The sequence below is a fragment of the Streptomyces sp. SM1 genome (assembly GCF_002910825.1).
In the GTDB taxonomy this organism is placed as follows: Bacteria; Actinomycetota; Actinomycetes; order Streptomycetales; family Streptomycetaceae; genus Streptomyces; species Streptomyces okerensis.
Map to the genome: position 1 here is coordinate 1 of NZ_NEUB01000702.1, position 14386 is coordinate 14386.

19 protein-coding genes, 1 tRNA gene, 1 pseudogene and 1 riboswitch are annotated in these 14386 nt (G+C 69.5%); of the genes and pseudogenes, 4 read left to right on the forward strand and 17 right to left on the reverse strand.

Annotated elements, in window-relative coordinates:
* The 3 genes and pseudogenes from B9S61_RS19755 to B9S61_RS19765 form a co-directional block, all read left to right on the forward strand.
* A partial coding sequence (locus B9S61_RS19755) for an IS256 family transposase (protein WP_107499712.1) occupies positions 1 to 632 on the forward strand: 632 nt, incomplete at its 5' end.
* Positions 633 to 703: 71 nt separating this feature from the next.
* Positions 704 to 1087 (forward strand): annotated as a pseudogene (locus B9S61_RS19760) (SAM-dependent methyltransferase); the annotation flags it as partial.
* 171 nt (positions 1088 to 1258) lie between these two features.
* Positions 1259 to 1331: transfer RNA gene (locus B9S61_RS19765), tRNA-Arg, on the forward strand.
* Positions 1332 to 1438: 107 nt separating this feature from the next.
* Here B9S61_RS19765 and B9S61_RS19770 read toward each other — a convergent pair.
* From B9S61_RS19770 to B9S61_RS19815, 10 genes are all read right to left on the reverse strand, one after another.
* The gene (locus B9S61_RS19770) at positions 1439 to 2569 is read right to left on the reverse strand and encodes a site-specific integrase (RefSeq protein WP_103543449.1); all 1131 of its coding nucleotides are present in this window, start codon (positions 2567 to 2569) and stop codon (positions 1439 to 1441) included.
* Positions 2569 to 2781 carry an excisionase family DNA-binding protein gene (locus B9S61_RS19775; RefSeq protein ID WP_055690853.1) on the reverse strand — a complete coding sequence of 71 codons (213 nt, stop codon included), beginning with the start codon at positions 2779 to 2781 and terminating at the stop codon, positions 2569 to 2571. Before B9S61_RS19775 ends, B9S61_RS19770 begins: the two co-directional genes overlap by 1 nt.
* On the reverse strand, positions 2774 to 4120 hold the full coding sequence (locus B9S61_RS19780; RefSeq protein WP_103543450.1) for a replication initiator: 1347 nt from the start codon (positions 4118 to 4120) through the stop codon (positions 2774 to 2776). The genes B9S61_RS19775 and B9S61_RS19780 overlap by 8 nt, the downstream gene beginning before the upstream one ends.
* A gap of 88 nt (positions 4121 to 4208) precedes the next feature.
* The gene (locus tag B9S61_RS19785) at positions 4209 to 4514 is read right to left on the reverse strand and encodes a SpdD-like protein (protein WP_103543451.1); all 306 of its coding nucleotides are present in this window, start codon (positions 4512 to 4514) and stop codon (positions 4209 to 4211) included.
* A 20-nt stretch (positions 4515 to 4534) separates the two neighbouring features.
* The gene (locus tag B9S61_RS19790) at positions 4535 to 4690 is read right to left on the reverse strand and encodes a hypothetical protein (RefSeq protein WP_103543452.1); all 156 of its coding nucleotides are present in this window, start codon (positions 4688 to 4690) and stop codon (positions 4535 to 4537) included.
* 16 nt (positions 4691 to 4706) lie between these two features.
* On the reverse strand, positions 4707 to 4886 hold the full coding sequence (locus tag B9S61_RS19795; RefSeq protein ID WP_019524147.1) for a mobile element transfer protein: 180 nt from the start codon (positions 4884 to 4886) through the stop codon (positions 4707 to 4709).
* Between the two features lie 13 nt (positions 4887 to 4899).
* The gene (locus tag B9S61_RS19800) at positions 4900 to 5598 is read right to left on the reverse strand and encodes a DUF2637 domain-containing protein (RefSeq protein ID WP_103543453.1); all 699 of its coding nucleotides are present in this window, start codon (positions 5596 to 5598) and stop codon (positions 4900 to 4902) included.
* Between the two features lie 85 nt (positions 5599 to 5683).
* The gene (locus B9S61_RS19805) at positions 5684 to 7039 is read right to left on the reverse strand and encodes an FtsK/SpoIIIE domain-containing protein (RefSeq protein ID WP_103543454.1); all 1356 of its coding nucleotides are present in this window, start codon (positions 7037 to 7039) and stop codon (positions 5684 to 5686) included.
* A gap of 5 nt (positions 7040 to 7044) precedes the next feature.
* Positions 7045 to 7392 (reverse strand): hypothetical protein, encoded by a 348-nt coding sequence (locus tag B9S61_RS19810; protein ID WP_028959488.1) that lies wholly within the window; start codon positions 7390 to 7392, stop codon positions 7045 to 7047.
* A gap of 243 nt (positions 7393 to 7635) precedes the next feature.
* Positions 7636 to 7992, reverse strand: coding sequence for a DUF6233 domain-containing protein (locus B9S61_RS19815; RefSeq protein WP_031025886.1), 357 nt, complete (start codon positions 7990 to 7992; stop codon positions 7636 to 7638).
* Between the two features lie 205 nt (positions 7993 to 8197).
* On the opposite strand from B9S61_RS19815, the gene B9S61_RS19820 reads away from it, so the two are divergent.
* Positions 8198 to 8440, forward strand: coding sequence for a helix-turn-helix domain-containing protein (locus B9S61_RS19820; protein WP_258039748.1), 243 nt, complete (start codon positions 8198 to 8200; stop codon positions 8438 to 8440).
* A gap of 118 nt (positions 8441 to 8558) precedes the next feature.
* On the opposite strand, the gene B9S61_RS19825 is transcribed toward B9S61_RS19820, so the two are convergent.
* The 7 genes from B9S61_RS19825 to B9S61_RS19855 all read right to left on the reverse strand — a co-directional run.
* Complete coding sequence (locus B9S61_RS19825; RefSeq protein WP_103543456.1) at positions 8559 to 9425, reverse strand: bifunctional 5,10-methylenetetrahydrofolate dehydrogenase/5,10-methenyltetrahydrofolate cyclohydrolase; 867 nt, start codon at positions 9423 to 9425, stop codon at positions 8559 to 8561.
* A gap of 22 nt (positions 9426 to 9447) precedes the next feature.
* Positions 9448 to 9533, reverse strand: a riboswitch (ZMP/ZTP riboswitch).
* A 91-nt stretch (positions 9534 to 9624) separates the two neighbouring features.
* A complete protein-coding gene (locus B9S61_RS19830) occupies positions 9625 to 10206 on the reverse strand; it encodes an immunity 21 family protein (RefSeq protein ID WP_258039747.1) in 582 nt (193 codons plus the stop codon).
* 63 nt (positions 10207 to 10269) lie between these two features.
* The gene (locus B9S61_RS19835; protein WP_103543457.1) at positions 10270 to 11103 is read right to left on the reverse strand and encodes a protein phosphatase 2C domain-containing protein; all 834 of its coding nucleotides are present in this window, start codon (positions 11101 to 11103) and stop codon (positions 10270 to 10272) included.
* Positions 11100 to 11951, reverse strand: coding sequence for a sigma factor-like helix-turn-helix DNA-binding protein (locus tag B9S61_RS19840; RefSeq protein ID WP_103543458.1), 852 nt, complete (start codon positions 11949 to 11951; stop codon positions 11100 to 11102). Before B9S61_RS19840 ends, B9S61_RS19835 begins: the two co-directional genes overlap by 4 nt.
* Before the next feature lie 175 nt (positions 11952 to 12126).
* Positions 12127 to 12516 (reverse strand): ATP-binding protein, encoded by a 390-nt coding sequence (locus B9S61_RS19845; RefSeq protein ID WP_103543459.1) that lies wholly within the window; start codon positions 12514 to 12516, stop codon positions 12127 to 12129.
* Positions 12517 to 12613: 97 nt separating this feature from the next.
* Complete coding sequence (locus B9S61_RS19850; RefSeq protein WP_103543461.1) at positions 12614 to 13462, reverse strand: helix-turn-helix transcriptional regulator; 849 nt, start codon at positions 13460 to 13462, stop codon at positions 12614 to 12616.
* A 401-nt stretch (positions 13463 to 13863) separates the two neighbouring features.
* Positions 13864 to 14386, reverse strand: a 523-nt coding sequence (locus B9S61_RS19855; protein WP_181007444.1) for a transposase, incomplete at its 5' end; no start/stop codon positions are given.

The window sequence follows — 14386 nt, forward strand, 5'->3', positions numbered from 1 at the left end:
TCGGGCTGTGGACCGGTGACGGCGGCGAGGGCTCCAAGTACTGGCAGACCGTGCTCACCGAGATCAAGAATCGGGGCGTCCGTGACGTGCTGATGCTGGTCTGCGACGGCCTGTCCGCGCTGCCGGACGCGGTGAACACCGTCTGGCCGCAGACCGTGGTGCAGACCTGCGTGGTCCACCTGATCCGCAACAGCCTGCGCTATGCCTCGCGCCGCGACTGGGCCGACGTCGCCCGCGACCTCAAGCCCGTATACACCGCCGTCAACGAGGAAGCGGCCCGCACCCGGCTCACAGAGTTCGCCGAGAAGTGGGGCACGCGCTACCCCTCGATCCCGCAGTGCTGGGAACGGGCCTGGAGCGAGTTCGTGCCCTTCCCCGGCCTCCCGGACGCGATCCGCCAGGTCGTCTACACCACCAACGCGATCGAGTCGCTGAACGCCCGCTACCGGCGCGCGGCCCAGGCCTGCGGACACTTCCCCAACGAGACCGCCGCTCTCAAGCGCCTCTACCTCGCCACCCTCGCCCTGGACCCCACCGGCCGCGGCCGCCAGCGATGGAACAACCGCTGGAAGACCGCCCTCAACGAGTTCGACGTCCTCTTCGACGGCCGCCTTACGACCGGACGGGTGTAGTCCGATCAGCCCACCGAAGAACCTGTAGGCCAAACAGACGAACTACACCTGATTCCTGATAGACCCGATCCTTGGAACAGGCCTCGGCGACCCTCGACTTCACCCGGCCCGTGGCGCTCATCCTGCTCGGCGTCGTCATCTTCGTCGAGGACGAAGCCGAGGCGCACGGCATCGTGCGGCGCCTGATGGACGCCCTGCCCTCCGGCAGCCACCTGGTCCTCTCCCACACCATCACCCGCCCCGACATGCCGGACGTGGACGCGGCCGTGGCCTTCTGGAACGAGAACGGCACCCCGAGACTGACCCAGCGCACCCCGGAAGCCGTCACCCGCCTCTTCGACGGCCTGGAGCTCCTCCAGCCCGGCGTCGTCTCCTGCAACCGCTGGCGCCCGGACGACGACACCGCCCTGCCGGCCGAGGTGGCCATGTTCGGCGGCGTCGCCCGCAAGCCCTGACCACCCGGCCCGCCGGGGCGCCGATCCGGTATCCTGTGGATCGAGCGCCCCGGCGGGCGCTGCGGCACACGTCCCGGGTTCCACCCGGCCCACACCGCAGCCGTCGGCCAGGACGCTCAGGGCTTGACGCCGGACCCGGCACCGACCCCGGTTCCGATCAAGCTCGCCTACGCCTTCGTAGCTCAGGGGATAGAGCACCGCTCTCCTAAAGCGGGTGTCGCAGGTTCGAATCCTGCCGGGGGCACAGAGCAAAGGGCCAGCTCAGGAGGGGTTTCCTCCCAGGCTGGCCCTTCGTCGCGTCCGGGGTCGTGCCACACGCGTGCCACTAATGCCACGCGGATGCCACATCCTCTAGCCGGTGGCCTCTCCCCCGCCCTCGCGGATCATGGCTCCGAGCCGATCAGCGATGGCCCGGTCGCGGTCGCTGGTCATGTGCTGGTAGATCAGCGCGGCGCGCGAGCTGCTGTGCCCCATCCTCGTCATCAGCTCCCGCGTACTCGCGCCGGCCGTCGAGGCCAGCGTGTTGCCCGTGTGCCGGAGATCGTGGAAGTGCAGTTCGGTCGTGACGCCCGCGGCCTTCCGGGCCTTGACCCAGTCGTCTCGGAAGTTGCTCCGCCGCAGTTGCCCGCCCTGCGGCCCGATGAAGACGTGCCCGTCGCGACCGGGAGCGGCGAAGTGCTCCAGGTGGTGCGTCACTGCGTCGAGCAGTTCGGCCGGGAAGGAGACGGAGCGCACCCCGGCCGCGGATTTCGGCGCCTTGTCGAAGAGCCGGCCGTCCTGCAGCTCGGCCTGAGCCCGGCGCACGGTGACGGTCAGCCCCTCCAGGTCGACGTCCCGGCGCCGCAGGGCCGCCAGCTCCCCGAACCGCAGAGTGGTGAAGGCCGCCAGGAGCACGAGCAGCCGGTAGCGCGGCGCGATGGAGTCGGCGACGGCGAAGACCTCCGCCACCGTGAGGACCGGCCGCTCGGGCACGTCGTAACGGTCCGCGCCCTTGATGCGGCACGGGTTGCGACGGATCAGCTCGTCGTCCACGGCGGTGTTCATCAGGGCACGCAGCAGTTGGTACGCCTTGACCACCGACGGCTCACCGACGCCGGCCGCGAGGAGCTTTCCGCGCCAGCTGCGCACCCGGGCCGTCGTCACGTCGGCCACGCTCCCGGCCCCGAAGGTGGGCAGGATGTGCAGCCGCATCACCGACTCGTTCCGCTCACGGGTGCGGTCGGCAAGCTTCCGGTCCCGCAGCCATGCGGTGGCGTACTCGGCGAAGTTCACCACCCCAGCGTCCGGGTCCGACCACTGCCCGCGCGCAATGTCCGACTCAATGTGCGTCAGGGCGACTTGGGCATCGGTCTTGGTCGCGTACGTCTTCTCCGCCGGACGCAGCTGCCCCGTCTCCGGGTCCCGGTAGCGGACCTGCCAACGGCCGGACGGAAGCTGTCGGACGGAACCGAAGTCCCGCCGCCTCCCCTTCTTGTTCGCCATCAGGCAGCCCTCCGCAGGGAGCTGCGGCGGTCACCGATCGGCTGCACCGTGTTGGCGTCGATGAAGGCGTTCAGTGCGCTCTCCGGGATGCGGACGTGCCGGCCGACCTTGACGAACACGATGCGCCGCTCGGCGATGAGGCGGCGCGGAAAGCGTTCTGTGGTGCCGAGGAGTTCGGCCACCTGCGCCACGGACAGGTAGCGGTCAGCCATGTGTGGGTTCTCCTTCCGGTGAAGTAGCGGAGTTGCGAGAGGCAGCGAGCCAGGTCTCTGCGGCGGTCAGTCCGGTACCGGCGAAGCGCCAGTGAGAGAGGACAAGGACGGTGTCCGGGTCTGGCAGCGGATGACCGGCTTCGGCCGCGCGTTCGCGGGTGAGGGCTTCGTTGTGGTCGGCGCGTTCCTGGCGGAGGGCGCCGAGGGTGACGGAGTAGGTGCGGGACTTGGTGGAGAAGTGGCCGCGGAAGCCGAGCATGTGGGCCCACTTGCGCAGGCGTAGGTCTTCGAGTTCGGGGAGGGCGCCGAGGTGCCAGCAGGTGAGGATCATGCGTCGGGCGTGGTCGGTGACGCCGGAGCCGATCAGGTCGGTGATCGGGTTGCGGATGGGGCGGTCGAGGGTGCCCGCGGTCTCGGCTCCCTTGGTGGCGTACTTGGCGATGTAGGCGGCCACGGCGCGGCTGGACAGTTCGGAGGTGCCAGCGAAGTCGGCCGAGCGGATGGGGCGGATGTCGAGCTGGTCGCCGAAGCGGAAGGTGTACGCGCGGCTGTCGAGGACCGGACCGGGTACCTCGGCTTCCCTGGCCGCCCAGCGGATCGCATCGGTGAGGAGTTCGGTCGTGGCCCAGGCCGGCGGGGTGTCCTCGGCACCGTCCGGGCCGTCGAGGCGGATAGCGGCGTGGAAGTGGACGGCACCGCGCCGCTGGTACTCGGCGACCTTGGCGTAGGAGACCTTGAGGCAGTGCCGCAGCGCCGAACGGCTTAGGCCCGCGCGGGAGGCGAGGTGCTGGCGCAGGTAGGTGGTGAAGCGGCCCCAGAGCTTCCCCGCGTGTGCGTTCCACAGGACGGCCGCGCGGTAGTCGTAGCGGTCCGGGTCCAGGGGCGCGCCGAGGGCGGGGTCGTCGTCCGGGTGACGGCGTCCGCAGCGGCACCGGCCACCGCCGGGGCGGTTGTGGACGGGGCCGAAGGACGGGGCGGTGAAGGTGGCGAAGACACGCGGGTGTTGGGCCACGGCCGGGCTGATGCCTTTGCCGCCGCTCAGGCCGGCCGTGACGAGGTGGAAGGTGTCTTTGCGGTACACCTCGGCGCACGAGGCGCACCGGGTGGCGCGGCGGTTGTTGCAGCGGATGAGGAGTTGTCCGGCCGGGAGGTCGCGGTCGGTGATTTCCCGGACGATCTCCCCGGTGGCGGCGTGGACGTCGAGCCGGTGGCCCTCCATTCGGATGGGCCGCTCGCAGCCGCCGAGGCGCTGGATCTGGTGGGCATAGGTGCTGAGGTCGCCGTGCCGGGCGAGTGCTGCCAGCTGGCGGATAGCTGCGGTCGGAGCCGCAGAAGTCATGGGCGGGGTCCTCCTTGCATGGGCTTGCGGTTGGTTGCGTCGAGGGGGCTAGACAGTGCGAAAAGGCCGGGAGGTCGGCGCGGTGGTGTCAGCGGCGGGCGATGACGGAGCGGACAGTGAGGGCACACACAGCCACGGATGTGGCGGTAAGGGCGACGGCGAGGAGCATGGAGACCAAGACGGCCCCGACCACCAGGACCACGGCGGTGCCGCCGCCGACGAGAGCGAGCACGGTGCCCGGCGTGACCTGGACGGCCGGACGGGCCGGGGCCGGGGTAGCGGGTGCCGGCGGCGGGGCCGGGGTGTCCGGCGTGATGGTGGTCGGTTCGACGACCGCGGGCGGGGTGGTCAGGCCGGTGGGCTGCGGCATGGTCGGGGCCTTCGGTCGGAACATGAGCGGTCTCCCTTCGCGGGTCACTTGAGGGCGGGGTCGATGACGGGGGCGAGCAGGCTGTCGGCGAGGAGGTAGCCGCCGAGGAGCAGTACGGCGATGAGCCACCAGGGCGGGCGGATGAGCTTGATGCCGAGGACGCCGACGACGAGGAGGGCGAGCCAGAGCGGAACGTCCATGTCGGGTGGTCTCCTGTCAGGCCGGGCAGCGGTGGGTGCGGGCGGCGAGTTCGGCGGCGGCGCGGCTGTCGTACTCGGCGGAGAAGTCGCAGCGGGGAGCGGTGCAGGCGGCCAGGTGGCGGTTCCGGCCGCGTTCGACGTAGGAGGCGACGTTGACGGGGCCGATGCGTCGGAGGTTGCGGAAACGGCGGTTCACGGTGGGGCTCCTCTCAGAGGTGTGCGGCGACGGATGCGGTCATGGACGGGGGCAGGCCGAGCCGAGTGCGGACGGCGTCGGGGTCGGCGGGGCGGCCGGTGGCCGAGCGGTGTTCCTCGGCCAGGGCCCGGACGCGGTCGACGAGGGCGGGCGGCAGGGCGACGGCTGGAGCAGGCGCCGGGGCGGGAGCGGTGGCCGGCGCGGCAGAAGGCTCGGGAGCCGGTTCGGGGTCGGCGGGGTGCGGAATCTTGTGATCGGACCCTTCCGCGCCGGACGAACCGCCGTCAGGAGCCGTAGCGGCGTCCGTCGCAGGAGAGGCAGCGGGCCCTTCCGGGGTGTGCGGAGCGTGGGCCAGCAGCGTGCCGCCGAAGAAGGCGACAGCGGGCCAGCCCGCGACCGTCACGCGGAGCCAGGCGGGTACGTCGTCCAGGTCGAGGAGGCCGGCCGTGGCGACGTTGGCGCCGAGGGACGCGGCCAGGGCTACGAGGAACCACAAACGCGGACCGCCGGCCGCCTGACCCGCTCGCTGTGACTGGCGCATCCGACGCCAGGCGGCGACCAAGAGTAGGTCGACACTCACGGGATAGGCCCACGCCTTCCAGCCGTCCTGTCCGGCCGCCGCGGCGACGTCGTGCAAGTGGGAGAAGGACAGGGCACCGGCGATGACGGCCTGCACGATCACGGCGTCCACGCGGGCCAGGTGGGCACGCATCGGCTCGGGCTCCTTCGGTTTCGGCAAGGCAGGGGTAGGGACTTGGCGTGAGGCGGTCACGCCGACCGTTGCAGGGGAAGTGCGGCTACCCGGTCACCGGGCGCGTGGCGGGCTGCACGACGGGAGCAGCGGAAGGCTGCGGCACCACGGGGCGGAAGGTGTCCAGGCGGGGCAGTACCGGAATCAGGCCCGAAGTGTCGCGGCAGACGGCCGCCGCGTCTTCGAGGGTGAGATGCGGGGAGCGGACCCGGGACCAGCCGCCGGAGGAGTCACCGACGACCGCGACGCCGGGTCGTTCGGCCGGGATCCTGGTAGCCGCCAGCGCCGCTTCCGGTGCGATGTCGCCGAGGGCCATGTTGGCGGACGTCTCGTCGTTGACGCGGTGGCAGACCCGCCCGGTGAGCTGGGCGCGGAGCATGGTGGCGCCTCTGCCGAGTTCGGCACCGAAGCGCTGCCCGCACACCTCAAGATAGATACCGGCCGCACGCCCGAGCTGGGCGAGGCGGATGAGCTTGGTGACCATGGCGTCCCGCCGCTTCTCGTCGTCCTTGCTCGCAGCGAGGAAGAGTTCGGCGACCTCGTCGACGACGACCACGACCGGCACCGGCCGCGCCTTCTCCGGCAGGCCCCAGACGTCCGAGGTGAGCACGGCATCCGGACCGGCCCCGCCCCTCATGCCGATGAGGCGGAAGCGCGCCTCCATCTCGTCCACCAGGACGTCAAGGAGGTCGTTAGCACGGTCCGGCGTATCGGCGAGCGCCGACAACCGGGGCCTAAACGGCGCCAGTTCGACGCCCCACTTGCAGTCGATGCCGACGAGTGCGACGGGTTGCCGGGCCAGCCCGCACAGCAGGTTCCGCAGGTACACGGACTTGCCCGACTGCGTTGCGCCGAGGATGAGTTCGTGCGGCACGGTGCGGAAGTCCCGGACGTGCCAGTGTCCGTCCTCACGCAGTGCCAGGGGCAGGGTCAGCGGTTCGGTCCGCAGCCACCGACGAGGCGGCCGGACGTCGGCGAGGACGTCCCAGCCGACCAACCGCAGCTCCAGCCTTCCCGGCTTGGTGGGCCGGACGTGCACGGCGTGCACACCCCACGCATGCCGTAGCCGGTCAGCCGACGCGTTGAAGTCTTCGGGTGCCTGGCCGGCCGCCATACGCAGCCGCATCACGAGTCCGGACCCGGTCGGCAGCGGCAGCGACCGACGAGGCGGCACGGGAGCGGCCTGCCGCCCCACCATCCGGGCGGTGGCCCGGCGCATGGCCGAGGCGGGCACAGTCAGGCCGCAGGCGTCCATCGTGGCCCGGTACGTGGCGAGCACCCGCAGCGTCACGGCCGGATACCCGACCAGCCACCAGAACAGGACCGGCAGCCGACGGCGCACAACGGCCAGCACAGCCGCCACCAGCAGCGCTAACAGCAGCATCCACAGGGCATTGGACATGGCGGTCAGCCCTGCACCGCGGCCGGGGTACCGACCATGACAGCGTCTGCCCGGTAGGCGATGCCGTGCCGAGTACGGCCGCCGAACTCGCTCTCCCAGGGTCGGGCGATAAGGCCGGACAGGAACACCGGTGCGCCCATGACCAGTCCCTCGCCGATGCCCTTCTCGGGCACGGTGACCTTGATCATGTCCGAGCCGCCCTGGGCGATGAACACCAGCTCCATGACCATGAGCCGGTCGTTGGTGACCGGGTCCACGGCCACCTCGCCGGTCTGCCGGTCCCTCACCTTAACCTCGGGGAGCTTGGTGACCAGCAGAGTGGCGGACGAGGTGTCCACGGGGATGACACGCATTCTGAACCTCACTTGATTCGGGCGCCTTCGTGGACGCCGAGCCGTTGAATACCCCCCTAGACAGCACAGGGAGGCGACCACCCCAACTGTCTAGGGGGGTTGACGCCTACCGTAAACCGACGCCCCGTCAACTGTCTAGGGGGGTATACGAGTGTGTCGCGCGAGCGTCGATGGGACCACCCGATCTCGCAGCGGCCAGTGACACCATTCGGGAGCCCCTCGCCCGCCTTTAGACCACCACCGTCAAGGGTTGTCGAGCAGGCCCAGCGCTGTATCCGGGCGGCAGTGCACGCACGCCGGCACGCCATGCCGCAGAGCTTCAACCACCTGCTCGCGGGACGCGGGACGACACCGGCCCGACTTCGTCGCTGCCCAGCAGTCCCCGGCATGGACGGCATCCACGTTCTTACGGTTGAGCCCGTACTGGAGCAGCCAGTCCGGAGGCGGCGGCCGCATCTCCTCACCTCGGCGCCGCTCAGCCTCGCGCCGCTCCTCGTCCGCGATCCACCCGTCGAGCTGCCGCACGGCAGCCGTCGCCTGCTGCACGACCACACGGCGCGCGAAGCGCAGCAGCTCCAGTCGGGACGGTTGGTCGCTCACACGTTCGATTCTACGGTTGGGTGCGCGGCTACGACGAGGGCACCCAGTTGATCTCTCGCAGCGGAGGTTGAGCGTTGTCAGCGAAGATTGGTGACCGCTAGGTTTTCTCAGCGAAGATTGAGCGGCCGTTGGGAGCCTGCTAGTCAAGGTCCGGCCCGCCGGCCACGATGAAAACGAAGATGCCCAAGCACAGCTGTTCCTTCAGATCCGACGCTTCGCTGAGGGAAGAGGGCTCCCGCTACGCAGAGTGGCAGCACGCTTTGGCGTCTCCCGAGCAACGGTCCGACGCGCCCTCAACGCGCCAGAGCCGTCGCCGGAGCATGTGATCCGGCGTCGCCCTCCCACGGTCATCGAACCGATCCAAGTTCTGATCGACCCCATGATCGACGCCGGTCTTCTGCCTAAACAGATCTGGGACCGCCTCTACGACGACACGGCAAAGCTGTGACCACGCTGATGCCGATCAGCCGCTACGTCCACCGTCGGAGAGCGTCATCGCGAGATGCCAGGTCCATGACGTGAACTCAGCTGGGCCGGAGGCGTCAGCGAGCTGCTCGTGAAGGCGATCACTGGTGCTGCACTCCGAGCTGGTTCGCGGCGGCTTCCACCGTCTGAGCGAGCAGAACGGCAATGGTCATCGGCCCGACGCCACCGGGAACCGGAGTGATCAGACGAGCTCGGGTGCGGGCGGTGTCGTAGTCCACGTCCCCGACGTTGCCCGGGTTGTAGCCAGCGTCGATCACGATAGCGCCGGGCTTGATGTCCTCACCGCGGATCAACCGGGGCCGTCCCACCGCTGCTACCACGACGTCCGCTTCCCGGACGATCGCCGACAGGTCAGTCGTGCGGGAGTGGCAATACGTCACCGTCGCGTCCTTGGCGAGCAGGAGCATCCCGGCCGGTTTACCGAGGATCGCGCTGCGACCCACCACGACGGCGTGCTTGCCGGCGAGGTTGACGGCGTACGCATCCAACAACCGCATGATCCCGCCCGGCGTGCAGGACACGAAGCCCGGCAGCGCGAAGCTCATCGCGGCGAAGGAATGCATCGTGACCCCGTCGACGTCCTTTTCAGGAGCAATGGCCTCGAACGCCGCTCGCTCGTCGATATGCCCGCCGCAGGGGTGCTGGAGCAGGATGCCGTGCACTTCCGGATCGCTGGACAGGTCCGCCAGGGTGTCGATCAATTCGGCGGTCGGGGTGGTAGCAGGAAGACCGATATGCCGGGACTGGATGCCTGCCTTCGCGCACCGCGCTCGTTTCATGCGGACGTACGTGGCCGACGCGGGATCCTCTCCCACCAGCACCGTCGCCAGACAGGGACTGGTCCCCGTGCGTCGGGAGATCTCCGCTGCCTTGGCAGCAGCCTCGTCGACAATGCGCTTGGCTAGGCTCCTGCCATCCATGAGCTGGGCCGTCTGAGTCGCGGACATCGTTGCCCTCCAGGCGTTGCTGACCACTCGCCCAGGCGCACGGCATCGACGTCTCGTCAGACCGCTCCCCGGTGGTGCTCCACCTCAGCGCCAGTCACGGCCCACGCTGAACTGTAGTAGACCCGCCACTCAACCTTCGGTGAGAACGCTCAACCTTCGCTGCGAGAGGTCACCAGTGGATGTCCCGTGCCATCGAAGGTCAGGGGTGGCCGTCCTCGGCAACAAGCTGCGCCACACCCACCCACGGGAACTCGCCGGTCTGATGGACCGCACGCACCCTCCACCAACCTGCCGGGAGCTGCACTGGAGCCTGGTCCGGCTGGCCCCCGTCGGGATACTCCACTCCCAGATCGGCGCCCGCTTCAGCCGAATCCATCAACACCGCCGGGCCATCGGTGACCCACAGTCCGCCGTCCTCCCAAGCGGTGTCCGGATCGGCCAGCACCGCCTCGGCTGCCGCGAACAACTCGGCCTCGGAGTCCGCAGCCAGCCACCGCACGAACAGCAGCTTCTCTGGCAGGAAGCACGTCTTTGCAGGTTCATCGGCCAGGACAAGCGCAGTGGCGGCGCCTACGGCGATGACACCGGCCCAGTCCTCCACCTCGCAGGCGCGGTCGTAGTCATCACGGCCATCGGCATCACCGAGGACAGAACCGTCCTCCGTGCATCCACCCCAGGCGGTCACAGAGGACTCCGGAACGACGATCAAGGGGCCGCCCATCGACCGGACCCACACCACCCCAGCACGGTCACAGCGATCGGTGTCGAGAGAAGCATCCATGCGCGCAGTCTGCCGCCCTCCACTGACACCGCTCGGAGGCCGGAGCCTTGTCGGCCGACCTGGTCACTCAAACTTCGATGTCACAGGACAGTGGAGAACCGTGGCGTCGTCCCTCGCCTTTCCGCGAGGCCATCGCTGCCCGTCGGGATCGCTGTTCTCCGCTTCCCGTACACGGCGGATGAGTTCGTCCGGGCCGGCGGACGCGAGCACGTCCAGCACGTCCGTCCAGTCGGCGAGGCCGAACCGGTCGACGAGGCGTGTCGCGCCGTCGCTCAGCAGGGTCACGGACGCCAGCGACTCCAGCGGCACCGTTCCGGTGAGGGCGTGCTCGGCTGCCCGGGGTTCGGGGCCGGCGATCCAGAAGCCGCCCGGCCGGTTACGGAGTCCCGTCAGGTCGTCGCGGTACTGGGCCAGGGCGGCAGCGTGCTCGGGCGTGCCGGTGGGTAGTCGGTCGACCGGCGCGCGGAGTTGCTTTCCGACCTGGTCCAGACGGTCGTCGGTGACAGCGGTCGCCTTCCCGTCCTGGTGGGCCAGGAGGAGGGTCGAGTCACCGAGGACGAGGTATTCCAGCGCTCCCCCGCCGACGCGGACCGCGACGACCGTGCTGGTCGGGCTGGCCCGGTAGGTCAGATCGCACGTGTCCTCGTGCAGGGACCGGACGCCGCGGAGCGCGTCGGCGAGACAGTCGGCGAGCGGCCGGACGGGATCTTGGCCGATGTTGCCCAGCAGCAGTCCGCCCAAGGTCGAGGAGAACCACGCGATACCGTGCGTGCAGCCGGTCTCGGCCCCGGCGACGCCGGCACCGTCGAGGAGGACGGCCGCACCGGGAGCGGCGGCCGCGAAGTCCTCGTTCTGCTGGTCTGGTTCGGCGGGCAGCGTGCCGAGGGCGACGTTCACGCCGTCGCCTCCTCGTCGTGCAGGTAGAGGGGGCAGAGGAGTTCGGCGGATTGCGGCTCTTCGGTCTCGGGGTCGTACTCGACACTCACCAGCGTGGAGAAGTGCCGCTCCCCCACCTGTCCCCACAGCGTGCTGAGGTCCGAGGTGAGCAGGTGGACGACGCCGAGGGAGCCTGCCGTGTGGATGCCGGCGATGGCGAGGGCCGAGCCGTTGCCGTCCGGGCGAGGCAGTCGGCCCAGGTATCCGACGTCGTGCGGACGGCTCGGCTCGAGGTCCGCGCCTGCGTGGTACGCCGTGCCGGTGCGCCGGTCCACCAGCGCCCAAGGCTCGCCCTCCGGGTGTTCCCAGGCGAGTACCGGGTCCTGGGCGTACAGGTCGCGCATGGCCTGGGACATGCCCGGCCCGCAGACGACGACCAGGCCGTCACGGTTGAGGTCGACCTCGCCGCTCACCTGCACGTGGCCGGAACTGACGTCGAGCCCGTACGACTTCGCCAGCTCCTCCAGCCGCTTGCCAGAGTTCATGTCGGCCATGGCGACGACCGGGCGCTTCTTCGCGTCGTCCCACCGGAGCGGTGTCACCACCGTGACGGCACCCGTCCCAAGGAAGGCCCCCTCAGGTGCCGGGCCGGTGTGCCGGATCTGATGAATCCGCCCGCGGCTCAGGCCGGCCTTCTCGGCGATCTGCGCGTAGGACATTCCTTGCGCGTGGAGGTCCTGAACCACGCGGCGGCGGAGCCGGCCGAGTTCGGTCACCTCCTGCTGCGCAGCGGCCAGCCTCGTGGTGACCTCACGCAGGAGCAGGTACGGATCATCGATCGCCATGATCCGCTGCAACTCGTCCGACATGACCACACCTCCCAGAAGTACCCAGGAGTCTAGGGCCCTAGACGGAATGGGTGGGAGGCGCCGTCCCGTACGACTTTCAACGACGAAGAAGCGCGACCGTCGCCGAGGCACACCCCGAGGAGTCACTCGTCACCGCCGGCACGGCAACGGCCCCCCATCAGTGACGGGCGCCCGGTCACGCGCCCTCCCAGGTCAGCTCTGCCCAGACGGAACGCCCGTCGGGCCAGTTCTTCACGCCCCAGTCCTTGGCGCAGGCCGCGATCAGCAGCAGCCCGCGCCCGCCCTCTTCCTGACTGGTCACATCGCACAGGTGCGGGACCCGTTCGCCGCCCTGGTCGACCACCTCGATACGGACGAAGCCGTCACCGAAGCCGACGACCACGAGGAACCAACCGCCTTCCGCCCCGCTCAGCGAGTGACGAACGGCGTTGGTGGCCAGTTCGCTGACAACCAGAGTGGCGTCATCGACCGGCCCCTTCTCGGCGACTAAGGCAGCGACGAAGCGACGGGCCTGGACCACTTGCTCGGCCAGACCGGGGAAGGCGCGGCACCACTTGGTACGCATGGCAAGCTCCTTGTCTGCGTCTAGGGGACTAGACAGCGCGACGGCAGGCTATGCCCACAGGAAGGCAGCACGCTAGGCATGTAGAGGAATTATTCCTCTAAGGGGTGACCGTGTCTCCCAGCTCGCGGAACTCTTTCATCACACGCAGCAACAGCTCACGCGCCTCGCCACCAAAGACGGATGCCTCTTGGAAGCGGTGGAAGGTCTCCTCGTACGCAGCCACCTCGGCGGAGTCGACGGCCACCCGCTCACCGGTGAATGCCTCAATCACGACAGCCTGCTCGTCGCACAGAGTGAATCCGTGATGAGGCAGAAGCGGCACCGGGCGGCGCCACGGGATGACGCCAAGCCGCACGGTGCTCAGGCTCTCGACGGCGAGCAGCCGGTCGAGCTGGGCCAGCATCAGCGCCGGCGTGCCCGGCCAGGTCCGCAGCACCGCTTCCGTCAGCACGAACACCGACTCACGCCCCGGCTCGTACAACACGCTCTGCCGCTCCACACGGGCAGCGACAGCCCGACCGACCGCCTCAGGGGTCGAGTCCGGCGCGCTCTCGAAGACGTGACGGGCGTACTCCGCGCTCTGCAGCAGGGCAGGCAGAACGACGCACTGGAAGGACCGCACCGCCCGAGCACCGCGGACCGCGTCATCAACGACGAGCCCAGCGGGCAGCCCCGCAGGTTCGGAGTCGGTGGTGATCACAGACTCAACAGCGACGAGCAGGTCATGGACTTCCCCGGCCGCCGACTCATCGAGGTTGAGTGCTCGGCACAGCCGGTTCAGCACATCGACGCTGGGAACCATGCGCCCGGTTTCCACCTTGGAGACCGTCGGTTGCCCAACGCCAGCCCGCTGAGCCAGAGCAGCACCAGTCAGACCAGCCTCCGCACGCAGAGCCCGAAGACGTGCCCCAAGCATCCGCATCCGCTCGCGCCGTTCACTCCCCATACCCAGGGTTCTACACCACGAGCTGACAGCGACCAGGCGCAAGAGCAGCATCAACAGCCGCCAGTGTGAGTGTGATTCAAAGTCTCTCTACTGGTTCAAGGCCCGCGCACGGCGCGGGCGCGCGCCGCCTCTGCGGCGCGGCCTGCCTCCTGTCTTCGCCCCGGCTGGCCGCGCCCGGCGGCGCGCTCGGCGGCTGCGGGCATGAAGCGGGGAGACACCCTCTGTGGCTGGGGCGGTCGGCTCCACGGCTTTAGGCAGCCACTTTGGGGCGAGCCTCGAAGATCATGGCCCCAACGTCGTGCTTTAACGGGCAGGTCCACAGACTGCCCGACGCGCCGGAAGCTTACGGGGCCATGATCACTCGCCCCAAAGCAGCTCGACTCTGGTGCGCAATTCGTGTGTCAACTGGCGAGTTTGTAGCTGAGTCGGGTGAGGTGGCTGCTGCGTGAGCGGTCCAGGGGCTGCCCGGCCCAGTGGGCGTCGAGTCGTACGATGTTGATAGCGGTGGCGGAGAAGGCGTGTTGGAGGCGGACCTTGGGCAGTCCGCGGTAGCGGGCCCGGCGGATCCCGGTGACGTCCAGGGCCTGGTTGACGGTGCCCTCCACCCCGGCCCGCAGCTTGTACCGGGTCTTGAAGGAGTCGGTCTTCTGCTCGGCGCGGGCGGCGGCGAGGGTTTCGTGCAGTTCCTTCGGCCGCAGTGTGAGCATGCGGTTGCCGCGGGCCGCTGCGGTGCACTTGCCGCGGGAGGGGCAGGTGCGGCAGTCGGCCTTGGCGAATTCCACGACGATGGCGTCGCGGCCGTGCTGGGTGACGGGATACCAGCCGCTGCTGGTCCGTCCTTCGGGGCAGCGGGCCTGGCGGGTCTTCCAGTCGACGGTGAAGGCGGCCTTGTCGAAGCCGCTCGCGGCTTTGGCCTGTGCCGAG